The organism is Pandoraea sputorum, from assembly GCF_000814845.2.
Lineage (GTDB): Bacteria > Pseudomonadota > Gammaproteobacteria > Burkholderiales > Burkholderiaceae > Pandoraea > Pandoraea sputorum.
On record NZ_CP010431.2, the window covers coordinates 145482 to 170593 of the forward strand.

21 protein-coding genes are annotated in these 25112 nt (G+C 62.7%); 12 read left to right on the top strand and 9 right to left on the bottom strand.

The window, feature by feature from the left end:
• Positions 1–428 precede the first annotated feature (428 nt).
• Positions 429–2681, top strand: coding sequence for a TonB-dependent receptor (locus NA29_RS00610; RefSeq protein WP_039401897.1), 2253 nt, complete (start codon positions 429–431; stop codon positions 2679–2681).
• 152 nt (positions 2682–2833) lie between these two features.
• Positions 2834–3520 (top strand): Fe2+-dependent dioxygenase, encoded by a 687-nt coding sequence (locus tag NA29_RS00615; RefSeq protein ID WP_039394546.1) that lies wholly within the window; start codon positions 2834–2836, stop codon positions 3518–3520.
• 96 nt (positions 3521–3616) lie between these two features.
• On the opposite strand, the gene NA29_RS00620 is transcribed toward NA29_RS00615, so the two are convergent.
• Positions 3617–4186 (bottom strand): Spy/CpxP family protein refolding chaperone, encoded by a 570-nt coding sequence (locus NA29_RS00620; protein WP_039394549.1) that lies wholly within the window; start codon positions 4184–4186, stop codon positions 3617–3619.
• Between the two features lie 249 nt (positions 4187–4435).
• Positions 4436–4843: a DoxX family protein gene (locus tag NA29_RS00625; RefSeq protein ID WP_039394553.1), complete on the bottom strand. Its 408-nt coding sequence runs from the start codon at positions 4841–4843 to the stop codon at positions 4436–4438.
• A gap of 379 nt (positions 4844–5222) precedes the next feature.
• On the opposite strand from NA29_RS00625, the gene NA29_RS00630 reads away from it, so the two are divergent.
• From NA29_RS00630 to NA29_RS00640, 3 genes are all read left to right on the top strand, one after another.
• Positions 5223–5810, top strand: a complete 588-nt coding sequence (locus tag NA29_RS00630) for a hypothetical protein (RefSeq protein ID WP_039394556.1) — start codon at positions 5223–5225, stop codon at positions 5808–5810.
• Between the two features lie 152 nt (positions 5811–5962).
• Complete coding sequence (locus NA29_RS00635) at positions 5963–6364, top strand: PaaI family thioesterase (RefSeq protein WP_039394559.1); 402 nt, start codon at positions 5963–5965, stop codon at positions 6362–6364.
• A 44-nt stretch (positions 6365–6408) separates the two neighbouring features.
• Positions 6409–7254 carry a patatin-like phospholipase family protein gene (locus NA29_RS00640; protein WP_039394562.1) on the top strand — a complete coding sequence of 282 codons (846 nt, stop codon included), beginning with the start codon at positions 6409–6411 and terminating at the stop codon, positions 7252–7254.
• Between the two features lie 84 nt (positions 7255–7338).
• Here the strand turns inward: NA29_RS00640 and NA29_RS00645 are convergent, their stop codons facing one another.
• Positions 7339–8349 carry a D-2-hydroxyacid dehydrogenase family protein gene (locus tag NA29_RS00645; protein WP_039394564.1) on the bottom strand — a complete coding sequence of 337 codons (1011 nt, stop codon included), beginning with the start codon at positions 8347–8349 and terminating at the stop codon, positions 7339–7341.
• Positions 8350–8801: 452 nt separating this feature from the next.
• Between NA29_RS00645 and NA29_RS00650 the strand changes: the two genes are divergently transcribed.
• The 3 genes from NA29_RS00650 (at position 8802) to NA29_RS00660 (ending at position 11588) form a co-directional block, all read left to right on the top strand.
• On the top strand, positions 8802–10688 hold the full coding sequence (locus NA29_RS00650) for a phosphoenolpyruvate carboxykinase (GTP) (protein ID WP_039394567.1): 1887 nt from the start codon (positions 8802–8804) through the stop codon (positions 10686–10688).
• Between the two features lie 265 nt (positions 10689–10953).
• Positions 10954–11154: a DNA-binding protein gene (locus tag NA29_RS00655; RefSeq protein ID WP_150660872.1), complete on the top strand. Its 201-nt coding sequence runs from the start codon at positions 10954–10956 to the stop codon at positions 11152–11154.
• A gap of 14 nt (positions 11155–11168) precedes the next feature.
• On the top strand, positions 11169–11588 hold the full coding sequence (locus NA29_RS00660; protein WP_039394568.1) for a type II toxin-antitoxin system VapC family toxin: 420 nt from the start codon (positions 11169–11171) through the stop codon (positions 11586–11588).
• Between the two features lie 23 nt (positions 11589–11611).
• Here NA29_RS00660 and NA29_RS00665 read toward each other — a convergent pair whose 3' ends face one another.
• Positions 11612–12244 carry a response regulator gene (locus tag NA29_RS00665; RefSeq protein WP_039394571.1) on the bottom strand — a complete coding sequence of 211 codons (633 nt, stop codon included), beginning with the start codon at positions 12242–12244 and terminating at the stop codon, positions 11612–11614.
• Positions 12241–13629: a cache domain-containing protein gene (locus NA29_RS00670; RefSeq protein WP_039394574.1), complete on the bottom strand. Its 1389-nt coding sequence runs from the start codon at positions 13627–13629 to the stop codon at positions 12241–12243. The genes NA29_RS00665 and NA29_RS00670 overlap by 4 nt, the downstream gene beginning before the upstream one ends.
• Positions 13630–14059: 430 nt before the next feature.
• Between NA29_RS00670 and NA29_RS00675 the strand changes: the two genes are divergently transcribed.
• Positions 14060–16126 (top strand): carbon starvation CstA family protein, encoded by a 2067-nt coding sequence (locus tag NA29_RS00675; protein ID WP_039394577.1) that lies wholly within the window; start codon positions 14060–14062, stop codon positions 16124–16126.
• Between the two features lie 38 nt (positions 16127–16164).
• The gene (locus NA29_RS00680; protein WP_039394580.1) at positions 16165–16362 is read left to right on the top strand and encodes a YbdD/YjiX family protein; all 198 of its coding nucleotides are present in this window, start codon (positions 16165–16167) and stop codon (positions 16360–16362) included.
• A gap of 137 nt (positions 16363–16499) precedes the next feature.
• On the opposite strand, the gene hemN is transcribed toward NA29_RS00680, so the two are convergent.
• On the bottom strand, positions 16500–18050 hold the full coding sequence (gene hemN, locus NA29_RS00685; protein WP_084103334.1) for an oxygen-independent coproporphyrinogen III oxidase: 1551 nt from the start codon (positions 18048–18050) through the stop codon (positions 16500–16502).
• A 458-nt stretch (positions 18051–18508) separates the two neighbouring features.
• Between hemN and NA29_RS00690 the strand changes: the two genes are divergently transcribed.
• On the top strand, positions 18509–19468 hold the full coding sequence (locus NA29_RS00690) for a LysR family transcriptional regulator (RefSeq protein WP_039394583.1): 960 nt from the start codon (positions 18509–18511) through the stop codon (positions 19466–19468).
• Positions 19469–19636: 168 nt separating this feature from the next.
• On the opposite strand, the gene NA29_RS00695 is transcribed toward NA29_RS00690, so the two are convergent.
• The 3 genes from NA29_RS00695 to dprA form a co-directional block, all read right to left on the bottom strand.
• Positions 19637–22345 carry a DNA topoisomerase III gene (locus NA29_RS00695; RefSeq protein WP_039394586.1) on the bottom strand — a complete coding sequence of 903 codons (2709 nt, stop codon included), beginning with the start codon at positions 22343–22345 and terminating at the stop codon, positions 19637–19639.
• A 161-nt stretch (positions 22346–22506) separates the two neighbouring features.
• Complete coding sequence (locus tag NA29_RS00700; RefSeq protein ID WP_039394588.1) at positions 22507–22896, bottom strand: thioredoxin family protein; 390 nt, start codon at positions 22894–22896, stop codon at positions 22507–22509.
• A 103-nt stretch (positions 22897–22999) separates the two neighbouring features.
• Positions 23000–24445, bottom strand: coding sequence for a DNA-processing protein DprA (gene dprA, locus NA29_RS00705; RefSeq protein WP_224786742.1), 1446 nt, complete (start codon positions 24443–24445; stop codon positions 23000–23002).
• A gap of 129 nt (positions 24446–24574) precedes the next feature.
• On the opposite strand from dprA, the gene def reads away from it, so the two are divergent.
• Complete coding sequence (def, locus tag NA29_RS00710; protein WP_039394591.1) at positions 24575–25078, top strand: peptide deformylase; 504 nt, start codon at positions 24575–24577, stop codon at positions 25076–25078.
• Positions 25079–25112: the final 34 nt, after the last annotated feature.

Below are 25112 nucleotides of genomic sequence, written 5' to 3' on the forward strand. Positions count from 1 at the left end.
GCTTCGCGCCGAACGTCGCCCGAAACCGCCTCGGATCGACCATGAACACGACGATATCGTCAGTCAAAACCGCCGCAAGACCCGTCAAGCCCGCTAATGGCGTGGAGGTCTCGCGTTCGTTGCGTCTTCGCCCTTAGTGAAAACCCTGTGTTCCGCGTGTGTGAAGGGGCCAATAGCGATTACAGGTCGACGAAGCAATCTGAATGCTTTCATTGCCTTACCGCGCATGCGCACCGATATGGTGCCAGTGTGTTACGGCGTATTACAAAAAATCGAGTGATTTCAGTGAGTTGCCGCAATCTGCGTGCCTTGTAATGAAAATCATTCCTATTTATATTCGCGCCCCAGATCACTCCTGTGACGTCGTGCCGTCGAGCACGCATTTGTACGCCTTCGTACTCACTCGTTCCGTCGTACTTTCAATCACCATGATGCAACGCAAGCCGCTGGCCCTGGCGATGATGGCGATCTTCGCCACGCCGCTCGCCGTCACCTACGCCCCGAACGCGATGGCGCAAAGCCCCGCACCGAACGCGCCCGTCACCAATACTGCGACCTCGGCAGCCTCCCCTGCTGCACCTGCTGCCTCCGCACCCGCGGCGGCGCTGCCGCAGACGGAGGTCTCCGGCACGTCGATTCGCGAAGAGTACATGCGCGACATGTCGACGGTCGGCGGAAAAGTGCCGACGGCGATTCGCGACATTCCGCAAACGGTGACGGTCATCGACAAGGCGGTCATGCAGGCGCAGGGCGCGACGTCGTTCGCCGACGCGTTGCGCAACTCTCCTGCGATTACGCTGGGCGGCGCCGAGGGAGGGCAGATCGGCAACAACATCAACCTGCGCGGCTTCAACGCACGTACGGACATCTATCTCGACGGCTTCCGCGACCGGGGTCAGTACTATCGCGACACGTTCGATCTGGACGCCATCGAAGTGCTCGAAGGCCCGTCGTCGATGCTCTTCGGGCGCGGATCGACCGGGGGTGTCATCAATCAGGTGAGCAAGCAGGCGAATCTCAAGCCGTTGAACGAAGTGTCGGGCACGATCGGGACGAATGACCGGTATCGCGGCTCATTCGACTTCAACCATCCGCTCTCGGACACGGCCGCCTTCCGTATCAACGGCTTCGGTCAGGACATCCATACCACGCGCGACGTGCTGTACAACCAGGACTGGGGCGTCGCGCCGACGCTCAAGCTCGGTATCGGCACGCCCACGGAAATCACGCTCTCCGCGTTGGTCCAGCACAACCGCGACATGGCGGACTACGGCACGGTCGGCTTCAACGGCAACCCGCTGCCCATCTCGAAGAATCAGTTCTACGGGCTGACAACCGACCGCACCGTGCAGGACGTGGTGAGCGTCACGGCCAAGATCGAGCACAAGGTCGACGACAGCCTGAAGATTACGAACCAGACGAACTACAGCCGCTATTCGATCGACGCGATCGAAACGTCGTCGCACGCGGTCGGTATCTCCAACGGCAAGGGCGGCTTTACGACGCTGCCGACCGGGCCGACGCCGGGATTGCCGTCTTATTCGCTCGATCAGCTTTCCGTCCAGTTGCAAAGCCACGACCGTCAGATCACGGACACGGCACTGTTCAACCAGACCGACGTGGTGAAGAAGTTCGACACGGGACCGATCAAGCACACCCTGATCGCCGGTGCAGAACTGGGCCGCGACACGTACGAGAATCAGGCCTATCTGCGCACGGGCGCGGGGCAGACGTCGGGCTTCCTGGGATGGATTCCGGCGAACAGCACGGCGTACCTCGCCAGCCTGCCGAACGTCACGACGTCGACCGGCAACCTCGCACAAGGCTCGGCGGAGACGGTGGCGTTCTACGCGAACGACACGATCGAACTGAACAAGCAGTGGAAGATCATCGGCGGTCTTCGCTGGGACCGCTACAAGGCGCAGCTCTCGAACACGACCAGCGCACCGGGCTATGCGACGCAGACCGTCAATTACACGAGCGTGCGCACAGGGGTGATCTATCAGCCGAGCGAAGCGCAGTCGTATTACTTCTCGTACGGGACGTCGTTCAATCCGTCGCTTGAGACGCTGACAGTCACCAACAACACACAGGCGTTGCGGCCCGAGACGAACGAGTCGTTTGAAGTCGGCAGCAAATGGAATCTGTTCGACGACAATCTCTCGATCAACACCGCGCTGTTCCAGGTCACGAAGAACAATGCGCGCACGCAGACAGGCACGAGCGGCGAGTACAGCAACGCAGGCAAGGTGCGCATTCGCGGTGCTGAAGTGAGCGCGACGGGTCACATCACGTCGAACTGGCAAGTGATGGGCGGCTACATGTTCCTGAACTCGCAGGTCGTGCAGGCCAACGACGGTACGCAGGGCAACGTGCTGGCGAATACGCCGCGTCACTCGCTCACGCTGTGGTCGACGTACACGCTCGGCCACTGGGAAGTGGGTGGCGGCATGAACTACATGTCGATGCGCTACGCAGCGAACACCAACCTGATTCGTGTGGGCGGCTACACGCGTTGGGATGCCACTGTGGCCTACCATCAGCCAAAGTACGACATTCGCTTCAATCTGCTCAACGTGTTCAACAAGACGTATTGGGACGGGCTGATTCAGTCGGACGGTGGACGCGCGACGCCGGGCATCGGACGCACGGCGTTGCTCACCGGGACTTACCGTTTCTGAAGCTTCTGATCGTTGTCCGGGAAGGCTGAAGGGTGGCTTGAGCGCTGTTCGTCACGCCATCCCGCGCCACACAAAATGACGCACAATACGAGGCGCGAACCGGCATCACTGCGCGGTTTCGCGCCCTGTGCATTCTTCGAGGGACACCGCCCATGCAGCTCCGAATACCGAATGTCCTCTCCGACGATCAGGTGCGTTGGGTCCGCACGAAGCTCGACAACGCGGGTGATGCCTGGGTCGACGGCCTTGCCACGGCGGGGTATCAGGGCGCGCCCGTCAAACAGAACCAGCAGATCGACGAACGCTCGCCCGTCGCGCGCGAACTCGGCGACATGATTCTGGCAGCGCTCGAACGCAATCCTCTGTTCATCAGCGCCGCGCTGCCGAACAAGGTCTACGCGCCGATGTTCAACCGCTACGGCGAAGGCATGCACTTCGGCAATCATGTGGACGGCGCGATCCGTCTGCAACCGGGCAGCGGCATGCGCATCCGCACCGACATCTCCGCGACGCTGTTTCTCGCGTCGCCGGACGAATACGACGGCGGCGAACTCGTCATCGAAGATCAGTACGGTGCGCATCAGGTGAAGCTCGCGGCAGGGGACATGGTGCTGTACCCGGCGACAAGCCTGCATCGTGTCAATCCGATCACTCGCGGTGTGCGCGTGGGGTGCTTCTTCTGGGTGCAGAGTCTCGTGCGCGACGACACGCAGCGCACGTTGCTCTTCGACATGGATAACGCCATTCAGCGTCTGAATACGACGGACGCAGACGAGACGGCACGCCGCACGCTCGTGGGCTGTTATCACAACCTGCTGCGGGTCTGGAGCGAGACCTGAACAAACCGAGCGCAAAAAAACGCCCGATCCCCGTTTAAGGGATCGGGCGTTTCACAACATGCCGGGCGTTCGCGCCCGGCGGCGCTGGCCTCGCGCTTATTGTGCCTGACCGGCAGGTGCCGGCGTCGGTGCCGCGGCCGGGGCTCCCTTGTGCATCTCGCCGCGACGCTGCATCGCCTTGTCATGCCAGGCCTTCATCTTCGCCCAGCGTGCCTTGATGGCATTGCTCACAAGCACCTTCTGGTCGTTGTTCAGGCCGTTGTACACGTTCAGCCACGCATCTTCGGTCTGGCTGCGAAGCTGGCGGTTCTGATCGAACACCTTTTCGCGGGCGGCACGCATGCCGGCCAGATCGAGCACCTGCTGGTCCTTCGCCTGACCGATCATCTGACGGAATTGCTCGCCGTTCTTACGCATGGCGTCGCGATTCTGCTTCGACGTGGCGACCGCTTGCTGCCAGGCCTGTTCCTGTTGCGCGTTGAGCTTCAGTTGGTCGTGCAGCTTGCTGATGTTACCCAGCCCCCAGGGGCCGTGGTCGCCGCGCATGTGATGCATGGCGGCGTGCGGTCCGGTGGCCGGCGCAGGGGTGTCCGCGGCATGGGCTGCGCCGAACATCGCGGTGGCGGCAACGATTGCCGACGCGGCGGCGATCTTCAGTTTGCGCATGGTGTTGACTCCTTTTGATACTGCCGGAATTGGCAGTTTCAGAGTAAGTCATCAGTGAACCTAACAAGTTGCAAAGTGCAACTGCTGTATTACTCAGCGTTACCAGCGCCCGCGTTTGCAACATTCCGAAACGACTCGGCCCGCCGTTGCCGGGGTGGGCAAGGGCGGGCCGTGCTGACGAAACGCGCGACATCGCGCGCTTCGTCCGGTTCCCGAGGGGCGCTTAAGCGCCTTTCGGTACCTTGCGGATCAGTCCCAGGCGCCGCGACCGCCAGACACGCTGTAACGGCCAGCGCCGAAGAGGATCACGCACAGGCCCATGAACAGATAGAAGCCTTGCAATTCCAGCGCCCAGCCGCCCGTCTTCGACAGATCGCCCAGTTGGCTCAGGTGAACCAGCGAGAGGGCGACCAGCATGTTGCCCACGACGAGCAGGCCACCCAGACGGGTAAGTACGCCGAGAATCAGCAGGACAGGGGCGAGGACTTCACCCAGATACGCGCCATAGGCGAGAAACGCTGGCAGACCGTGCGATGTGATCATGCCCTCGATAAATCCGACACCGTTGATGACTTTGCTGACGCCGTGAAACAGCAGCAGGATGCCGAGGGTGAGGCGCAAGATCAGTTTGCCGAGATCGTCTCTGGTGCTCTGCATGGTGAAGGCTCCTTCTTGACTCGCTTGTTCGCGTAAGGGGGCTGACAGACAACGGAGTGGCGCGCCCCCTTCGATATCTGCAACGTCGGGACAGGTAGGGCGTGCCGGCCAAATGGGCACCACTGTATCAAAACGTTACGGCGCTGTCTGCGGGTGTCCCAACGATTTCATGGACATAGCGAAAGGCGACCCCGTCAGCGCGATTACACGCCGTTACTTTTCGGACTGCCGCGTTACACGACGGTTGTCGGCGGGCGGCCTTCGGGCTTCGTTATTACGGTCAAGGACGCAGCAAATCGCCGGCAATTCCGCCGGCAGGCGCGATCCCCCCGTCGAATCTCCGACGAAGCAAAACGCCCTAAAGCATAAGGATTCCATCATGAACGTCCGTAAAACTCTGATTCTGAGCGCTGTGACCGTGGCTTTCGGTGGCTTGTTCGCCTCGCAGGCGTTCGCCCAGGGCACCGCGACCGAAACGGCGCGCGACATCAATCAGCAGCAACGCATCGAGAATGGCCTGAAGAGCGGCCAGTTGACGACCAAGGAAGCGTCGGGTCTCGAGAAGGGCGAAGCGAAGATCGACAAGATGCAGGCGCATGCCGATCGCACGGGCGACACTGCCGCACAGAAGGCACGCATCGCTAACGCGCAGAACAAGGAAAGCGCGAAGATCGATCAGCTCAAGCACAACGACCGGGTAGCGAATCCGACGTCGAAGTCGTCCGAGCGGTTGCAGTCGGACGTGCAGCGTAACGTCAATCAGGAGAAGCGCATTGCTCAAGGGCAAGCGGCCGGGACGTTGAACAACAAGCAGGTCGGCAGCCTCGAGAAGGGCCAGGCGCATGTGGATGCCGCCGAAGCGCACGCCGCCAAGAACGGGCACGTGAGCGCAGGCGAGCAGTCCGGCGTTCAACACCGCGAGAACCATCAGAGCCAGCGTATCCATCAGGACAAGACGAACGGCTAAGCGCTCTGCATCGGGCGTCCTTCAGTCGTCCTGAAGGCTTCCGAGCCGTTCCGAGTGCCTGCTCTACGCGCCACCCCTTACCGGGTGGCGCGCTTGTTTTGGGGCTATCATCGGCGTCACGAAAACAAGCATGACGATGGAGGATGGACAGGATGGAGCTGGTGCAAGCGCAAAAGATGCTCGAAGAACTCGTCTCGCCGTGGGTGCGGCAACTGAATCTGCAAATCGAGGCCGTCGGCCCCGATGAAAGCGAGCTACGGTTGCCGTTCGATGCCGCGTTCAAGCACGGTGGCGGCGTGATCTGCGGACAGGTGTTCATGGCTGTGGCCGATACCGCGATGGTCGTGGCGTTGTCCGCCGCGCTCGGTGGCTTCCAGCCGATGACGACGGTGACGCTCAATACGCAGTTCATGCGTCCCGTCACGGATGGAGATCTGCGTGTGATCGCGCGGATTCTGCGTCGCGGCAAGAATCTGGTGTTCGGCGAGATCGAGATTTTCGACGCGTCCGGCAAGATGGCCGTGCACGCAACGACCACCTACGCGCTGCTGTGACGAATTGATGGCGGCGCCGCAAGGCCGCTTCAGAGGAGACCTCGATGTTCGATCAGATCGTCTTTGCCGGCGGCGGCAACCGCTGCTGGTGGCAGGCCGGATTCTGGGAGCGCGTCTCGCGCGACGTGCCGCTGCGTCCGCGTGTCATCACAGGCATTTCGGCCGGTGCGGCCACGGCGTGCATGCTGCATATGCGGGCGTCGGACTGGGTGATGGATTACTACCGGCAGGTGCTCGCGGGCAATCGCAAGAACGCCTATTGGGGCAACCTCCTGCGACGCGAGCGGGTGTTCCCGCATTACCGAATTTATCGTCAGGCATTGCTCGACATTTACGAGGGTCAACTCGACAAGCTCGCCGCCGGACCGGAAATTCGCGTGGGCGTGTCGCACATCCCTCGCTGGCTGGGACCGCGCAGCGCGACGGCGGCCGGACTCGTGGCGTACAACATCGACAAACATTGGCGGCGCACGCTGCATCCGACGCTCGCCCGCAGTCTCGGTTTTCGTCCGGAATTCGTGCGGGCGCAGGACTGCCGCACGACGGAGGAATTGGCGGATCTGATGCTGCAATCGTCGTGCACGCCGCCGTTCACGCCGATTCTGCGACGTGGCGGCCGGGCGGTGCTCGATGGAGGGATGGTCGATAACGTCCCCGTCGATGCGCTCGATGCGACGCCCGGGCAAGTGCTGGTGATGGTGACGCGGCGGTATCCGCGTCCGCAGATCTTTACGCAGCATCATGGTGGTCAGGACCGGCTGTACGTGCAGCCGTCCGAGCCGGTGCCGATTTCAAGCTGGGATTACACGCGCCCCGAGAACATGGCGCCGGCGTTCGCGCTGGGCCGCAAGGACGGTGAGACCTTCCTGCGGCATCTGGCGTCGATGTAACTGCGAGCCGGACAGCGGGGTGGTTGCGCCGACGTTGCGTCGGCGCTGCATCGATGTCGTGAGGCAGGAGTGGGCGGTCGGAGGTTAGCGTCCGAAGCCGAGCAGAGCCGCCGGATTCGCGACGTGCGAACGATCGCCGTTCAGGAAGTTGACGATGTTCTCGAACGCGACGCGGAAGTACAACTCGTAGCTCTCGCGCTCGACGTAGCCGATGTGCGGCGTGCACACACAGTTCTCCAGACGCAGCAGCGGATTGCCTTGCAGAATCGGCTCGCTTTCGAAGACGTCGATGGCGGCCATGCCGGGGCGTGCGCGGTTCAGCGCGGTGATGAGGGCGTTCTCTTCCACCAGTTCGGCGCGGCTCGTGTTCACGAACAACGCCGTGGGCTTCATCTGCAAGAGGTCTTCGAGTTTCACGACATGACGCGTTTCGTCGTTCAGACGCAGATGAAGCGAGAGCACATCGCTTTGCGTGAAGAGCTCTTCCTTGCTGTTCGCCACACGCAGGCCGTCGGCGGCCGCTGCTTCGCGCGAACCTTCGCGTCCCCACACCATCACTTCCATCCCGAACGCCTTGCCGTAGCCGGCGACGAGGCGGCCGATCTTGCCGTAGCCCCAGAGGCCGAGCGTCTGGCCGCGCAGCACCTGACCCAACCCGAAATTCGGTGGCATGCTCGATGACTTCAGGCCCGACTGCTGCCAGGCGCCATGCTTGAGGCTGGAGACGTACTGGGGAATGCGGCGTTGGGCCGCCATGATCAGCGCCCAGGTGAGTTCGGCGGGCGCGATGGGGGAGCCGACGCCTTCGAGCACGGCCACGCCGCGGGCGGTACAGGCGTCGATATCGATGTGATTGCCGGCGCGACCGGTCTGGCTGATGACACGAAGGCGCGGCAGCTTGTCGATGAGTTGCGCCGTGATCGCGGTGCGCTCGCGAATCAGAACGAGCACCTCGGCTTCTCCGACCCGGGCCGCAAGCTGCCCGACACCTTTTACCGTGTTGTTGAAGACCTTGACGTCGTGTCCGGCCAGAAGGGAGAAGGAATCGAGCTTGCGAACAGCGTCCTGGTAGTCGTCGAGAATGGCAATTTTCATGGCAAAGCGTAATCTAATCGACGCAGAACGATGACGTTCTGCGCAGACGGAACAATTGTTGGAGCCCGCCCACACGGACAGGCATGCTTGTTCTTGACGTGGTCGGCGCGGGAAGGGGCGACCCCCCGCTACCTTGTTGCGATGCAGCATCGACGCAATTTTTGCGGTGGTATGCTGACGCCTCGTTTTGCATAGTATGGCAGGTGTCCTGGCAACCATGGCGAAACCGCCTAAACACGATGGCAAAAAGTCGAACCCACCCCGCCAATGCATGTCGGACCTGGTGAGTGAGACGCCAACTGTGACGTCCTTCCGGTATCCCCAACCGGATGGACCGCCCGGTCACGCAGGGCGCCTGCACGGTGCTCTTATATAAGGACGACCGGTGCTCGCACCCACCGGCGCTTCAACGTCTGCTTCGATTTCCCCGACTCTGCATGGAGACAACCCCCATGACGCAAGCCAGTGTGAGCGCTAACGCGCTCAACGCCTCTTCCTCGTCCAATGTTGCCACGCGTGATCTGCCCGGTTGGGTGCGTCACCGCAAACTGATCGACTGGGTCTCGCATATCGCAGCGATCACGCAACCCGAGCGTGTCGTCTGGTGCGACGGCTCGCAAGAGGAGTACGACCGTTTGTGCGGACAGATGGTCGCCGCCGGGACGATGCAGCGGCTCAATCCCGCCAAGCGCCCCAATTCGTTCCTCGCACTCTCCGATCCGTCGGACGTCGCGCGGGTAGAAGATCGCACGTTCATCTGTAGCGAGAAGCGCGAAGACGCCGGCCCGACCAATCATTGGATCGATCCGGCCGAAATGCGCACGACGCTCGACGGGCTGTTTCAGGGCTGCATGCAGGGCCGCACGATGTACGTCGTGCCGTTCTCGATGGGCCCGCTCGGCTCGCCGATCGCGCACATCGGCGTGGAATTGTCCGACACGCCGTATGTCGCTGTGAACATGCGCATCATGACGCGCATGGGCCGTGCCGTGTATGACGTACTCGGCGACGACGGCGAGTTCGTGCCTTGCGTGCATACCGTGGGTGCCCCGCTTGCCGCTGGCGCAAAAGACGTGGCGTGGCCGTGCAACAGCACGAAGTACATCGTCCACTTCCCGGAAACGCGCGAGATCTGGAGCTACGGCTCAGGCTACGGCGGCAATGCGCTGCTGGGCAAGAAGTGCTTTGCGCTGCGCATCGCTTCGACGATGGGTCGCGACGAGGGCTGGCTGGCCGAACACATGCTGATCCTGGGCGTGACGTCGCCGCAGGGCAAGAAGTACCACGTCGCGGCGGCGTTCCCGTCGGCCTGCGGCAAGACCAACTTCGCCATGCTGATTCCGCCGAAGGGCTTCGATGGCTGGAAGGTCGAGACCATCGGCGACGACATCGCATGGATCAAACCGGGTAAGGACGGTCGTCTGTACGCCATCAACCCGGAAGCGGGCTTCTTTGGCGTAGCGCCGGGCACGAGCCAGAAGACGAACCCGAACGCGCTGGCGACGCTCGGCGAGAACGTAATCTTCACCAACGTCGCGCTCACCGATGACGGCGACGTGTGGTGGGAAGGTTTGACCGACACGCCGCCCGCGCACCTGATCGACTGGCAAGGCAAGGACTGGACACCCGAGAGTGCGAAGGAAACCGGCCGCAAGGCGGCGCATCCGAATTCACGCTTTACGGCGCCGGCGTCGCAATGCCCGTCGATCGACGCCGACTGGGAGAACCCGGCCGGCGTGGCGATCGATGCGTTCATCTTCGGTGGACGCCGCTCGACCACGGTGCCGCTGGTCACGGAAGCGCGCGACTGGACCGAGGGCGTGTACATGGCGGCGACGATGGGCTCGGAGACGACCGCCGCGGCCGCTGGCCAGCAAGGTGTGGTGCGTCGCGATCCGTTCGCGATGCTGCCGTTCTGCGGCTACAACATGGCCGACTACTTCCAGCATTGGCTCGACACGGGCGCACATCTCGACAAGTCGGGCGCCACGCTGCCGAAGATCTACTGCGTGAACTGGTTCCGCAAGGGGGCGGACGGCAAGTTCGTGTGGCCGGGCTTCGGCGAGAACATGCGCGTGCTGGCGTGGATGCTGGGTCGTATCGACGGCACTGCGCAGGGCACGGAGAACGCGTTCGGCATTACGCCGCGCTACGAAGATCTGAACTGGGACGGTCTGTCGTTCACCCCGGCGCAGTTCGACGACGTCACCTCGATGGACCCTGCCGCGTGGCACGAAGAACTCAAGCTCCACGCCGAACTGTTCGACACGCTCAAACACCATCTTCCGCAGGCGCTGCTCGATACGAAGGCCGACATCGAGCGCCGTCTGAAATCGTGAGGGTGGCGATGATGGGTGCATCGCGAGCGGCGCTAACATCGTCAGCGTCACGATAGCGTTGCTGTCATCCCGAGTCCGCAGCACGATCCCGCCGAGGGAAACTTCGGCGGGATTTTTTATTGCCTTGTGATCCTTCCGAAAGCTGCGCAAGTCAACGTGCTGGCCGGTTTTCGAAAGTCCTCCGGTGCTAGCATTTATCTCGTCATCCGAATGTTTGATCTGGATGACGATTTTTGGTTATGAACTGAAGGAGAGGCTTATGCACATGATGCTGATTGAAGGTATCGACGAGCAACTGATGCGGTCGATTGAGTCGAGAGCTGCCGAGGGTGGCAGAACGCCGGAAGAGGAAGTTCTGATGATTTTGGATCGTATGGCGAGGGTGCCGAGATTCCGGTCGTTGGGAGAAGCGCTGCGAGCCATGCCGAATGTCGGTCTCGATAGCGACTTCGAGCGGATCAACTAAGTGCCGAATGCCTCATGTACTTACTGGATACCAACGTCATTAGCGAAAGCCGAAAGAGGGGAGGCGGCGATGAAGGGGTTCAGCGCTTCATGCGAATGACCGATCGGCGTAAGGCACCTCGCTTTCTATCCGTCATTACGATGGGCGAGCTGCAACGTGGGGTTAAGGTGCTCCGGCACAGAAACGATGTTCGACAGGCATCGCTAATCGAGTCTTGGTTGGCCCAACTAAGACTCGATTACGCCAACGACATACTGCCGGTCGATCAGGAGATCTGCAACGTTTGGGCACGCATGCGCGTGCCCAACGCAGCGCACCCAATCGATAAATTGATTGCGGCCACAGCGTTGGTGCACAAGTTGATCGTCGTCACACGCAACGTCAAAGATTTTTCCAACACAGGTGTGGAGGTGTACAACCCGTTTCAGCCATAGCGTGGCGGCCAGGCACCCCCGATTTACAGCCGATTCTCTACCGCAAACTTGATCAACTCCGCTTGCCCTTCGATGCCGAGCTTGCGCTTGATGTTGAGGCGATGGGTCTCTACGGTGCGTACGGAAAGATCCATTTCCGTGGCGATCTGCTTGTTCGCGAGGCCATGTGCAATGCGTGTGAGAATTTCCCGTTCGCGCGGCGTGAGCGAATCGATGGGGGCGTGCGAGGTGGAGGCCTGCACGACGCGCGCCGCAATCGCTGCGCTGTAGTAAGCATCGCCGCGTGCCACACGTTCGATGGCCGTCACGATCTCGTGTGCGGGCGCATCCTTGAGCACGTAGCCGCGCGCACCGGCGCGCACCGCCTGACGCACATACTCGGCGTTGTCGTGCATCGAGAGAATCAGCACGGCGATATGCGGAAATTGCTCCCGAAACTGCGCCGTCAGCTCGATGCCGTTCGTGCCGCGCATGCTGATGTCCATCAGGGCGAGATCGGGTGATGCCGTCTTCGCGCGGGTCAGGGCTTCCTGCGCGTTGCCCGCTTCGCCAACGACCTGCAGGTTGGGTGCCGCGTCGAATCGCGCGCGCAGGCCGTCGCGCACTAGCGGGTGGTCGTCGATCAACAGGAGTCGGATGGGATGAGCTTGCATCATTTGCGAGGGGTTGCGCGAAGTGCCGCTTTCACGGCGGCCGGCGTGAGCGGGACCCACGCGCTGATCGTCGTGAGGCCGGGCCAGGATTGAATGCCAAGGGCGCCGCCTACAGCGTCGAGCCGTTCGCGCATATTGCGCAGGCCGATGCCGTGACGAGGATCGTGATGCACGTCGGTGACGTCGAAACCGCGTCCATCGTCGGCAATCGACAGATGAATGCCGTCGGATTTGAAGATGAGCAAAATCGATACGCGCGACGCATTCGCGTGACGCTCGATGTTCGTCAGCGCTTCCTGTGCGATTCGGTAGAGCATCGTCTTGATGTTGTCGTCGAGCGTCGGCGCGTCACCCTCGACGTTCATTTCCACGGGAAGCCCCGCGTGCGAGCCGAACTCACGGGCAAGTTGCTCAATCGCGGCCGCGAGTCCCAGATCGTCGAGCATTGCGGGACGCAGCGCTTGCGAAATGCGCCGGACTTCGCCAAGCGTGCCGTTCAGCCGTTCGATGGCCACGCCGAGTGTGGCGCTGGCGGCTGCAGGCGATCCCGGCAGGCGCATCGACGCCGATTCGAGCAGTAGCTTGACCGAGACGAGCAACTGACTGATGCCGTCGTGCAACTCGCGCGAAATGCGCGAACGCTCCAGCTCCTGCGACTCAACCACCTGACGGGCGAGTTGCCGCAGCTTGGCATCGGCGGTCTTGAGTTCGGTGATGTTCACCACCAGGCCGCACAGACCAACGATGGCGAGACACGACGATGCGATCAGCGTGATCCAGATCAGCGTGCGGTCGATGTTCGCCTGTGCGCGATCGTCGGATTCGCGCAAGGTGGCTTCGACGTCGTCGAGGTAAATACCCGTGCCGATCATCCAGTTCCAGCGCGGCAGGGCAATAACGTAGCCGAGCTTCGGTGTCATTTGCTGCTGGCGAGACGGTTTCTCCCACGCGTATTGAACGTAACCCCCACCTGCACGGGCGGCCGCGATGAGACGCTGGATCGTGGGCGCACCGGACTCGTCTTTGAGCGACCAGAGATTGTGGCCGACGAGTTCCGGCTGACGCGGATGCATCAGGCTGCGGCCCTGGAGGTCGTAGACGAAGAAGTAGCCGTCCTGGCCGAATTCCATGCGGGCGAGCGTGGCAAGGGCGGCTTCACGCGCTGCCGGGGTATCCGGGCCGTCATAGAGCGGCTCGATGGCGTTGCGCGCGAGCCCCACGTAATGCAGCAGCTCGGCCCGCTTGTTGGCCAGCGATGTGGTTTGTACGGCCTCGTGCTGCGCGCGCGATAGCTCAATACCCTGGTGTCGCACGGCAAGCGCGATGGCGACCATCGCCAACGCAACCGGCAGCAGCGACAGGACGAAAAATTTCTGTCGGAGATTCATGGCATTCGATAAGCCTGCAATGCCGCGACCGCTGGTTTCAAGGGTGCGCGCTACGTATTAGCACGTAGCGAACCTGCGTAGTTCCGCGCTTGTGGCGCGTCGGGCAAACGCCAATACTACACGCCGAATCGTGGCCGGGGCTGCCGAGTGTAACTCGCAAGTCCGTTCCCGGTGTTGGCAAAGTGCCTGGCAGGCGCGCATGCGTGCATGCGCGGACCGGGCCGATGGTCACAAGTGATGGTCACAAGCTTCGCCATCGGCCTTCGTTGTCGTTACCCCCCCACAGAGGGGCGCGCCAGCGAGCCGCAAGCGAAAGCGCTCCACGCTGCGATTCGGGACACCGACACGGTGTCACACCAAGAGGCGGGACAGTGTCGCAACGGCACCGTCCCGGGTTGCTGCCTTAAGCAGGCAGTTCCGAGGAGAGACAATGAATCGTATCTGGCAACAACTGCCCTGGGCAGCGGTGGCCGTCGTCGGCGCATGCGCGCTCGGCACGGTGGCGCTATCGCGCGGCGAAACCGTCAGCGCACTCTGGATCGTGATCGCAGCCGTCTGCGTTTATCTGATCGCTTACCGTTTCTACAGCAAATTCATCGCCACCCGCGTGGCGCAACTCGATGGCACGCGCATGACGCCGGCATGGCGTCACAACGACGGCCTCGACTACGTGCCGACCAATCGCTACGTGTTGTTCGGCCATCACTTCGCTGCCATCGCCGGTGCTGGTCCGCTCGTCGGGCCTGTGCTTGCCGCGCAGATGGGTTACCTGCCCGGCATGCTCTGGATTCTCGCGGGCGTGGTGTTCGCCGGTGCGGTGCAGGACTTCATGGTGCTGTTCATCTCGACGCGTCGCGACGGCCGCTCGCTGGGCGATCTCGTGAAGTCCGAACTCGGCATGATCCCCGGTGTGATCGCGCTGTTCGGCGCGTTCCTCATCATGATCATCATTCTCGCCGTGCTGGCGCTGATCGTCGTCAAGGCGCTTACCGGCTCGCCGTGGGGTACCTTCACGGTCGGTCTGACGATCCCGATTGCTTTGTTCATGGGCGTCTATACGCGCTTCATTCGTCCGGGCCGCATCGGCGAAGTCTCGATCATCGGCTTCGTGATGCTCATGGCGGCGATCTACTTCGGCCAGAGCGTGCACGACAGCGCCACGCTGGCGCCGCTGTTCACGTTCGACGGCAAGCAACTGACGTGGATGCTGATCGGCTACGGCTTCGTGGCATCGGTGTTGCCGGTGTGGCTGCTGCTCGCACCGCGCGACTATCTGTCGACTTTCCTGAAGATCGGCACGATTCTGGGACTCGCCATCGGCATTCTCGTCGTTGCCCCCGAGCTGAAGATGCCTGCGTTGACGCAGTTCGTCGACGGCAGCGGTCCGGTCTGGTCGGGCAAGCTGTTCCCGTTCCTCTTCATCACGATCGCTTGCGGCGCCGTGTCCGGCTTCCATGCGCTGATCTCGTCGGGCACCACGCCCAAGCTGCTCGATAACGAAGTCAACGCACGCTTCATCGGTTACGGCGGTATGCTGATGGAGTCGTTCGTGGCCATCATGGCGCTCGTGGCCGCGTCGGTGATCGACCCGGGTGTGTACTTCGCGATGAACAGCCCGGCAGCGGTAATCGGCACGACGCCGGAAGCGGTGGCGCAAGTCGTCTCGGGCTGGGGTTTCACTATCACGCCTGAGGTGCTGACCTCGACCGCGAAAGCGGTTGGCGAGAACACCATCATTTCTCGCGCTGGTGGCGCACCGACGCTCGCCGTCGGCATGGCGCACATCCTGCATCAGGTGGTGGGTGGCGAAGCGATGATGGCGTTCTGGTACCACTTCGCGATTCTGTTCGAAGCGCTGTTCATTCTGACGGCCGTCGATGCAGGTACGCGCGCCGGCCGCTTCATGCTGCAAGACCTGCTCGGCACCTTCGTGCCGTCGCTCAAGCGCACGGAATCGTTGCCCGCGAACCTGATCGCCACGGGCTTGTGCGTGGCCGCGTGGGGTTACTTCCTGTATCAGGGCGTGGTCGATCCGCTGGGCGGCATCAACACGCTGTGGCCGCTGTTCGGTATTTCCAACCAGATGCTCGCCGCGATTGCGCTGATTCTCGCGACCTGCGTGCTGTTCAAGCTCAAGCGCGAGCGCTTCGCCTGGGTGACGGTGCTGCCCACGCTGTGGCTGCTCGCCTGCACGCTCACCGCCGGGTGGCAGAAGATGTTCGACGCGGACCCGAAGGTCGGCTTCCTCGCGCACGCAGCGAAGTATCAGGCAGCGCTTGCCGAGGGCAAGCTGCTCGCCCCGGCGAAGTCGATGGCGCAGATGCAGCAGATCGTGTTCAACGACTATGTCGACGCGACGCTCGCGGGTGTGTTCATGTTCGTCGTGGTCGCGGTCGCGGTGTTCGGGGTACGGACCATCCTCATTGCTCGTCGGGAGAACAAGCCGACGGCTCAGGAAACGCCGTTCGAGCCGATGCCCTCCGGGCAGCGGGTCTGAGCACGGCAGACGTTTGGACGCACAGCGGAGGACACCCCATGCTCGATGAAGTCGGCAAGGTCGGACGATATCTGGGACAAGCCATGCGATTGATGGTCGGCCTGCCCGATTACGACACGTACGTGGCGCACATGCAGGCCACGCATCCGGATCGGCCGGTCATGAGCTACGAGGCGTTCTTCCGCGAACGGCAGGAAGCGCGCTACGGCGGCAAGAGCGGTGGCCGTTGCTGCTGAAGGCAACAGCGCATCCGAACACGGCATCGATCATCCTTCGATGCCGTCGAGAATGAGAAACGCCCGGTGGAGATCCCACCGGGCGTTTTCCTTTTATGTGACGGCTTGCGTGACCCGGCACCTACGTTCTGTCGACGTCACATCACCTTGGCGCACCGCGCGTTGGCGGCGCTGCGGCGGTAGCCGTCGAACACTTGCGCCACCACACGCACGAGCAGGCGCCCGGCAGGCAGCACGCGCAGTCCGTGCGCATCGATGGCCACGAGCCCGTCTGCCGCGAGATCGGCCAACTCGCCGAGTTCGCTCGCGAAGTAAGCGACGAAGTCGATGTCGTGGGCGTCTTCGATTGCGCTGAAATCCAGCGCCATGTGACACATGAGTCGCGAGATGACATCGCGCCGGATGTGGTCGTCCCGATCGAGTTGCACGCCGCGCGCAATCGCCAGCCCGCCCGCGTCGATGGCGTCGTAATACGTTTTGAGGGTTTTGGCGTTCTGCGCATAGCTGTCGCCGACACGGCCGATGGCCGACATGCCCACGCCAATGAGATCGCAATCGGCCCGCGTGCTGTAACCCTGGAAGTTGCGATGCAGCGTGCCAGCCGCTTGCGCGAGGGCGAGTTCGTCGTCGGGGCGCGCGAAGTGATCCATGCCAATGTAGACGTAACCGGCTGCGGTCAGCCGCGCAATGATCGTTTGTAGCAGCGCAAGTTTTTCGGGACCGTCCGGCAGTGCGTCGGGCAGACAGCGCTGCATCTTGAACTGCTCGGGCAGATGTGCGTAGCTGAAGACCGACAAACGCTCCGGGGCCATCTCGATGACGGCATCGAGCGTATTCGAGAAGGAGGCGGTTGTCTGATGGGGCAGGCCGTAGATCAGATCGAAATTGACCGACTTGAAGCCGCAACTGCGTGCGGCGTCCAACGTCGCTTCGACGAGCGCGCGCGGCTGCACACGGTGAATCGCTTCCTGAACACGCGGATCGAAGTCCTGCACGCCGATGGAGAGCCGGTTGAAGCCGAGGGCCCGCAGCGCGCGAATGGACGCCGGTCCCGCGCTGCGCGGATCGATCTCGATGGCGTATTCGGCGCTGTCGTCGGGCGTCATGACAAAGTGACGGCTGATCGCGTCGACGAGCGAGGCGATCTGTTCCAGTGAGAGGAACGTCGGGGTGCCACCGCCCCAGTGCATCTGTGCGAGCGTGCGGCCCGCGCCGAGCAACGACGCCTGACGCGCGAGTTCCGCATGAAGCCGCGCCACGTAGGCTTCTGCATGCGAGCGATTGTTCGTCACGATCTTGGTGCACGCGCAGTAGAAGCACACCGTGTCGCAAAACGGCACGTGCAGATACAGCGAGACCGGTTTGCCGGTGCGCTTGGATTGCGCGGCGGCGCGGGCGTAGTCGCCGACACCGAAATCGTCGTGGAATTGCAGCGCGGTCGGATACGAAGTGTAGCGTGGTCCGTTTACGTCGTAACGGCCGAGCAGACGGGCGTCGAACTGAACAGGACTGGCCGATGCCAGAGACGACGGCGCCGTGCGGGAAGATGCCGCTGCGCGGGACTGACAGCGAGAATGCCCGGGATCCTCTCCCAAATTGCGGGACGTGCAGCCCGGGCACGGTTTGCTGGCATGCGGATCGTCAGGCGAACTGGCGCAAGGCGTCGACAAAATGGGAAGGGGGTTCATGACGAGGCCCGAAACAATAGGAGACACTCGACTCTAGCCCCGGCACGCGCGGCGCGCCGTGACCTGCGTCAAACAGCCGGGTCGGCGGCATGCAAGCCGCGTGAGACGCCTGCAATGCGGGACGTCGTTGCGCGAATTGCCGCATTGGAAGTGGATTCTTGCGTCGCGGTGCGCACGCGGCACGCCTGACGTGCACCGAAATCATTGCCGCGGCAGGCAATTTTTTGTCGTCTACGGTAAGCTAGCGCCTTATTGAAGTCCCCGCCGTGTCGACAGCCCTGGCGGCACGCGCGAGGCTCGCCCCGGAACCGCCGGGGCGGCGGTCCGACCGGTGCCCGCGGGTTTTGGCGAGTTTCCCCAGGTATCCGCAGTGCTGGCAGCTTGCCGGTCTGCCCATACGCGCATACGCCCTATGCGCTTCTGCCGGAACGACGCGGCACATCACGATTGGAAACAACATGGACCGTCTGCAATCGATGCGCGTTTTCGTCAAAGTCGCCGATAACGGGAGTTTCGCCCGTACGGCCGCCCAGATGGACTTGTCCGCCGCTGTTGTCACGCGGCACGTCGCAGAACTTGAATCGCATCTCGGCGTTCGCTTGCTCAACCGCACCACCCGCAGCCTGTCGCTGACCGGCGCCGGTCAGGTGTATCTCGAACGCTGCCGGCAGATCATCGATGAAGTCGACGAAGCCGACGCCCTCATCTCCAGCGCGTCACGCGACCCCAAAGGTACTTTGAAGGTCGTCGCGCCCGTGTCATTCGGGGTGCGCAACCTCGCACCGCTGGTCAAGAAGTATCAGGAGCTGCATCCGAAGGTCGTGGTCGATCTCACGCTGACCGACAGGGCCGTCGATCTGGTCGAAGAAGGTTACGACTGCGGCATTCTGCTCACGCGCATGATCAACAGCGAAAGCCTGATTTCGCGTGTGCTCGCGGAGACGCGTGTAATGTTGTGCGCTTCGCCCGCGTACATCGCCGAACATGGTGAGCCGGTCACGCCGCAGGAACTGGGCGAACACGGTGTGCTGGGCCTGCCCAGCGAGTTCTGGAGCGACGACCGCGTGTTTGCCGGCCCGGACGGCGAAGTGCGTGTGCGCGTGCAGAACAAGCTTATCTGCAACAACACGGCGCTTCTGCGTCAGTCGGTGTTGCTCGGGCATGGGATCGCTTTCCTGCCGTCGTACCTGGTGGGGAACGACGTGCGCGACGGCGATCTCGTGGCACTGATGCGCAACTATTCGCAGACACCCATCGACGTCTCGCTCGTCTACCCGAGCCGTAAGTATCTGTCGGCAAAGACGCGTGGCTTCATCGATCTGACGGTCGAGTACTTCCGTCAGAACGAAGGTATTTCGGCCGCCGAGCGCTGGGTGCCACCCAAGATGTCGACCCCTGCCACTGAAATTCAGATGTGACGCAGCCTAAGGGGGCATTAGCGACGCCAGCGACTTGGTGACATTAGCGACTTCAGCAACCTTAGCGGCTGGCTTCGGAAAGCAAAACGGCCACTTCCGTGAGGAGGTGGCCGTTTTTCATTGCCCGAACCGATGAAGCTGCAGCGCTTCATCGGGGACATGACGTACTTAGAACGGTGCGTCGTCTTCGTCGAAGGCGGTGTCGTCGGATTTCGCCGCTGCCTTCTTGGTCGCCGGTTTGGCCTTGGCCGTCGTCTTCTTGGCGGCCGCCTTCTTGGCCGGTGCCTTGGACGCTGCGGTTTTCGACGCCGTCTTGCGTGCGGGCGTGGCCTTCTCGTCGCCTTCGTCACCCTTCGCGTCGCCGTCACCCGCCTTCGCTACGGTCTTCTTCGGGGCTTTCGCCTCGAATTCGAAGCCGATCTTGCCGTCCTTCTGCTTGGCCAGATAAGCCTTGAACGTGCGACCGGTGCGCGACGACTTGAAGTTCGTGAGCAAGTCCGTCTTGCCTTCGGTGAGCAGCTTGTGAATCTGCTCGCGCGTGATTTCCTGCTGGAGAATCACCTTGCCCGACGTGAAGTCGCAGGTCTTCGGATTCGCCACGGCGTTTTCGCACACGTAACGCATACCGTGCTCGAACACACGGCCGTTGCACTTCGGGCAATGACCGACCGGCTCCTGACCCGTGAAGTCCGGGGCTTCGCCATCTTCGTCGCCGTTATCCTGACCGAAGTCGAATTCGAGCTTGTAGCCCATTTCGTCATCGGGGGAGAGCTTGATGATGGCCGAGAACGGACGTCCCATCTTGCTGCGGAAACCCGACAGCGGTCCGATCGTCTTGTTCTGCAGCAGCTCTTCGACTTCCGGGATTTCGAACTGACGTCCGCCCGGGATCTTCGAGATCGAGAAATTGCAGTTCGTGCAGGCGAAACGGCGGTAGTTTTCCTTGACCACGCCGCCACAGTGCGGACACGGCGTCGTGAGCGTCGCGTAATCGCCGGGGATGGTGTCGGAATCGTATTCCTTCGCGCGCTTGACGATGGTCTGCGTCATTTGCGCGATTTCGTGCATGAACTCGTCGCGCTTGAGGCCGCCGCGCTCGATCTGCGAGAGCTTGGCCTCCCATTCGCCCGTGAGTTCCGGCAGCGTGAGTTCGTCCACGCCCAGGCCGCGCAGCAGCGTCATCAACTGGAACGCCTTGGCCGTCGGATGCAGCTCGCGGCCTTCGCGCACGAGGTACTTTTCCGTCAACAAGCCTTCGATGATGGCCGCGCGCGTGGCCGGTGTGCCCAGACCCTTGCCCGCCATCGCTTCGCGCAACTCGCCGTCTTCCACGAGCTTGCCCGCGCCTTCCATGGCGGAAAGCAGCGTCGCTTCGCTGTAGCGTGCAGGCGGCTTGGTTTGCAGGCCGACGGCCGCGACCTTGTCGACACCGACCTTTTCGTCCTTGGCGACCGGCACGAGATTCGGCTGGTCTTCCTTGGTGTCCTTCGCATCCTTGCCGTCGTCAGCGCCCTCCTTGCCGTAGATGGCAAGCCATCCAGCCTGCACGAGCACTTTGCCTTCGGTCTTGAAGTGATGACCGACCACCTCCGTGATGCGGGTCGTCACCTGATACTCGGCGGCCGGGAAGAACACCGCCAGGAAGCGCTTGACCACGAGGTCGTACAGCTTCTGCTCCGGCTCGGAGAGGTTCTTCGGCGCCTGCAGCGTCGGGATGATGGCGAAGTGATCGCTGATCTTGCTGTTGTCGAAGATCCGCTTGTTCGGCTTGACCCAGCCCTTGTTCAGGACCTGATTGGCGAACTGATGATAGTTGTTGCTCTCCTTGAGCACCGCCATCGTTTCCTTGACGGTCTCCAGGTAGTCTTCCGGCAGCGCGCGTGCGTCGGTACGCGGGTACGTCAGCACCTTGTGCTTTTCGTACAACGCCTGCGCCAGACCGAGCGTGTTCTTTGCGGAGAAACCGAAGCGGCTGTTGGCCTCGCGCTGCAAGCTGGTCAGATCGAACAGCAGCGGCGAGAGCTGGCTCGACGGCTTCGATTCTTCTGTGACGGTGCCGTGCTTGCCGCGCACTGCGGCGACGACCGACTCAGCGGCCGCCACGCTCCACAGACGCGAATCGCGCTGCTCGGGATCGAATTCGTTGCGCTTGAAATTCGGGTCGAACCAGCGGCCTTCGTAGAAGCCCGCTGCGGCGACGAACTCGGCTTTGACTTCCCAGTAGTCGCGCGACACGAACTTGCGAATTTTCTCTTCGCGCTCGACCACGATCGACAGCGTCGGCGTTTGCACGCGACCGACCGTCGTCAGGAAGAAGCCGCCGCCCTTGCTGTTGAACGCCGTCATGGCGCGCGTGCCGTTGATGCCGACCAGCCAGTCGGCTTCGGCACGGCTGCGCGCGGCGTCGGCCAGCGGGAGCATGTCGTCGTCGGTACGCAGACGCTTGAAGCCGTCGCGAATCGATTGCGGCGTCATCGACTGAAGCCACAGGCGCTGGACCGGTTGCTTGGCCTTCGCGTGCTGCGCGATCAGACGGAAAATCAGTTCCCCTTCGCGCCCCGCGTCACAGGCGTTGATCAGGACGTCGATGTCCTTACGCTTGATGAGGCGGGTGAGCACCTTCAGACGCGACTCGCTCTTGGCGATCGGCTTGAGGTCGAAGTGCGGGGGAATCACGGGAAGGTTGGCGAAGCTCCACTTGCCGCGTTTGACTTCATAGTCTTCCGGCGCGCCGATTTCGACGAGGTGGCCAACCGCCGACGAGACGACGTAATCGTCGCTCTCGAAGTACTCGTCATGCTTGGTAAAGCCGCCCAGCGCCCGCGCGATGTCATTCGCGACGGACGGTTTCTCGGCAATGATCAGAGCTTTTGACATGACGTTAGGTAATGTTGAGGGGGTGTCGCCAGGCGACATTCGTTGGCTTTATAACATATAGCCAATCCGGCGTTGCCGTCGGATCGGGCACAAGGCGTGCCTGAAAGCGGCACATCATAAGCGCGTCGCAAGCCGTCGGCAAGGGCGGGGCCGACGCGGGCTCACGCGTCCCGCAGATGCTCGCGCAGCGCGGGGGCCGCGACCGTGGCGTTGCCCAGTACGTCGGCGTCGAGCATGCGATCGAGAATCCCGATGGCCGGCAGCACCGGGCCGAAGAAGCGGGCCTGACCCGCCGATTGCGGTGCATCCTGAACCAGCAAGGTCGGGAAATTCTCGATGTCGTGGTCGTCGAGCCAGTCGGCGTGTGTTTCGATATCCACCCAGACGAAACATAGCTCGGGATGCTTCGCGGCCAGTTGCTCGAAGGTTTGCGCGTATTCACGGCAGGTGCCGCACCACGCCGCGCACAGACAGGCCACGAGACGCGTGTTGCCCCCGGCCAGCGCGGCAGCCAGTGCAGAACGGTCGGCGACGGGATCGAAAACGGGCATGGTATCGGTGATGTCGGTTGCTGTGTTTGGGGGGTGACGGGCAGAAGCGCGTTGTTTGACCCTCGTGGCAGGACTTCAGGGGGCCGACATCAGCTGGCTGATGTCAGTCGGATAAAGTCAGTCGGCTGAACCTGCCGCCCGGCAGACGGGCGACATGGCCGCCGAGTTCCAGTGCGCCCAGTTGCGCCAGCACGTCGGCAATACCGAGGCCGGTGCGCTCGCAGAGGGTGTCCGCGTTGACGGGATCATACCCCAGCGCCTTCAGAACCGCTGTCGTGCCCGCCGGGGCGTCTGTCGCTACGACCGTGTTTACGTCTGCCTTCGTCTGCTTCGGGCTGACATGAACATCCGGCACGGGGGGCGCGTGCCCGTCATTGCTGCCTTGAGCAATCCGTCTGCCGTGATCCGGCGTTGCGCCGTCCGCTCGGGAGGGTGAGGGACGGCGTTGACGCTTGCGGTCGCTGGGCACGACGCTTTCCGGGGAGGATGGCGTCAGGCCCAGCGCTTCCAGCACGTCGTCCGGCGAAGTGACGAGGGTGGCCCCGTCCCGAATGAGTACGTGGCACCCCTGACTGTGCGGCGAGTGGATCGAACCGGGCACGGCAAGGACGTCGCGTCCCAGTTCACCGGCAAGGCGCGCCGTAATGAGCGAGCCGGAGTGCGTGGTCGCCTCGATGACCACCGTACACCGGGCGAGTGCCGCGATCAGCCGGTTGCGACGGGGAAAGTGCTCTGGGCGGGGCGGTGTGCCGATCGGGAACGCCGACAGCATCAGGCCCCGTTCGGCGATCTGTTCGGCCAGTGCGCGATGGCGCGTCGGGTAGACGATGTCCGCGCCGGTGCCGATGACCGCGCACGTGCCCCCGAACGTCTCCAGCGCGCCCTCATGTGCGGCCGCGTCGATCCCGGCGGCGAGCCCCGACACGACGGCGACACCCGCGTCCCCCAGCCCCCGGGCGAAGTGCCGTGCGTTGTCGCATCCCTGAGGCGAGGCGCGACGACTACCGACAATGGCCACGGCCCGCTCGCCGTCGTCTCCCGACCGGTTGGCCAGGGTCCCGTCGCCCCGGTAATACAGGATCGGCGGTGGGTCGCCGAGCGTCAGCAACGCGCGGGGATAGGCGGTTTCGGACAAAGTAACGACGGCGCATCCCGGTCGGTCCGCCCATTCGAGCGTGACGGCGATTTGCGTCGACAATTCGGCAGACGTACGCGCCAGCAACCGCCCGACGACGTCCACAGGCACCACGTCGGACAACGCGCCGCGCGATGCCCCGAAGATCGCGTCGGGGGGACCGAAGGCGGCCAGCAGACGGCGGACCGCCGCTGACGGCACACCCGGCGTGTGGCACAGGCGCAACCAGTCCTTGATTTCCTCCGGGCCCGCACCGATCTGTCCATTGGAGGGCGTGGCCCCGAACTGGGCGGGATTCTCGTTCCTCGACGTACAGGAATGGCGCGTGAGGCAGGCGGGACGGGCGTCGCGAGCGGCCGGGGGCGCGTCGGCCGCCAGCGTCGACGATAGCGCTATGCTAAAATTTTTCATCATCCGGTAAGCATTGACCGGGGGGCCAGAGCAAACGGGGCGCGCGACAGACATTGCCGTACGCCTGCGTGATCACACGATTTTGCGCGTGCGGCCGCCCGCAGGGCAATGCGGCGAATTCCCGTTTTCATCATGGCATTACTGACAATTCTTCAATATCCCGATCCGCGTCTGCACAAGGTGGCCAAGCCGGTCACCGAGGTCGACGACCGGATCCGTCAACTCGTCAAGGACATGGCCGAGACCATGTACGACGCCCCCGGCATCGGCCTCGCGGCCACGCAGGTCGACGTGCACGAGCAAGTCATCGTGATGGACCTCTCGGAGACGCGCGACGAACTGCGCGTGTTCATCAATCCGAAGATCGTGTGGCGTAGCGACGAACAAAAGGTCTACGAAGAGGGTTGCCTCTCCGTGCCGGGCATTTACGACGAAGTCGAGCGCGCGGATCGTGTGCGCGTCGAAGCGCTTAACGAGAAGGGCGAGAAGTTCGTTATCGACGCGGACGATCTGCTCGCCGTGTGCATTCAGCACGAGATGGATCACCTCAAGGGGCGCGTGTTCGTCGAGTACCTCTCGCCGCTCAAGCGCAACCGCATCAAGGCGAAGATGAAGAAGCAGGCCGAACGCGCCTGATCGCGCCTGATCGCCACGGCGCACCTCATCGGCC

Bases quoted from the DNA above. Each gene is read 5' to 3' on its own strand.
- NA29_RS00670 (WP_039394574.1), bottom strand. From the start codon at position 13,629: ATGAATCTCCGACAGAAATTTTTCGTCCTGTCGCTGCTGCCGGTTGCG.
- NA29_RS00690 (WP_039394583.1), top strand. From the start codon at position 18,509: ATGGACCGTCTGCAATCGATGCGCGTTTTCGTCAAAGTCGCCGATAAC.
- NA29_RS00655 (WP_150660872.1), top strand. From the start codon at position 10,954: ATGATGCTGATTGAAGGTATCGACGAGCAACTGATGCGGTCGATTGAG.
- NA29_RS00620 (WP_039394549.1), bottom strand. From the start codon at position 4,186: ATGCGCAAACTGAAGATCGCCGCCGCGTCGGCAATCGTTGCCGCCACC.
- NA29_RS00680 (WP_039394580.1), top strand. From the start codon at position 16,165: ATGCTCGATGAAGTCGGCAAGGTCGGACGATATCTGGGACAAGCCATG.
- NA29_RS00615 (WP_039394546.1), top strand. From the start codon at position 2,834: ATGCAGCTCCGAATACCGAATGTCCTCTCCGACGATCAGGTGCGTTGG.
- NA29_RS00635 (WP_039394559.1), top strand. From the start codon at position 5,963: ATGGAGCTGGTGCAAGCGCAAAAGATGCTCGAAGAACTCGTCTCGCCG.
- NA29_RS00665 (WP_039394571.1), bottom strand. From the start codon at position 12,244: ATGATGCAAGCTCATCCCATCCGACTCCTGTTGATCGACGACCACCCG.
- NA29_RS00650 (WP_039394567.1), top strand. From the start codon at position 8,802: ATGACGCAAGCCAGTGTGAGCGCTAACGCGCTCAACGCCTCTTCCTCG.
- NA29_RS00660 (WP_039394568.1), top strand. From the start codon at position 11,169: ATGTACTTACTGGATACCAACGTCATTAGCGAAAGCCGAAAGAGGGGA.
- NA29_RS00695 (WP_039394586.1), bottom strand. From the start codon at position 22,345: ATGTCAAAAGCTCTGATCATTGCCGAGAAACCGTCCGTCGCGAATGAC.
- def (WP_039394591.1), top strand. From the start codon at position 24,575: ATGGCATTACTGACAATTCTTCAATATCCCGATCCGCGTCTGCACAAG.
- hemN (WP_084103334.1), bottom strand. From the start codon at position 18,050: ATGAACCCCCTTCCCATTTTGTCGACGCCTTGCGCCAGTTCGCCTGAC.
- dprA (WP_224786742.1), bottom strand. From the start codon at position 24,445: ATGATGAAAAATTTTAGCATAGCGCTATCGTCGACGCTGGCGGCCGAC.
- NA29_RS00610 (WP_039401897.1), top strand. From the start codon at position 429: ATGATGCAACGCAAGCCGCTGGCCCTGGCGATGATGGCGATCTTCGCC.
- NA29_RS00700 (WP_039394588.1), bottom strand. From the start codon at position 22,896: ATGCCCGTTTTCGATCCCGTCGCCGACCGTTCTGCACTGGCTGCCGCG.
- NA29_RS00630 (WP_039394556.1), top strand. From the start codon at position 5,223: ATGAACGTCCGTAAAACTCTGATTCTGAGCGCTGTGACCGTGGCTTTC.
- NA29_RS00625 (WP_039394553.1), bottom strand. From the start codon at position 4,843: ATGCAGAGCACCAGAGACGATCTCGGCAAACTGATCTTGCGCCTCACC.
- NA29_RS00675 (WP_039394577.1), top strand. From the start codon at position 14,060: ATGAATCGTATCTGGCAACAACTGCCCTGGGCAGCGGTGGCCGTCGTC.
- NA29_RS00640 (WP_039394562.1), top strand. From the start codon at position 6,409: ATGTTCGATCAGATCGTCTTTGCCGGCGGCGGCAACCGCTGCTGGTGG.
- NA29_RS00645 (WP_039394564.1), bottom strand. From the start codon at position 8,349: ATGAAAATTGCCATTCTCGACGACTACCAGGACGCTGTTCGCAAGCTC.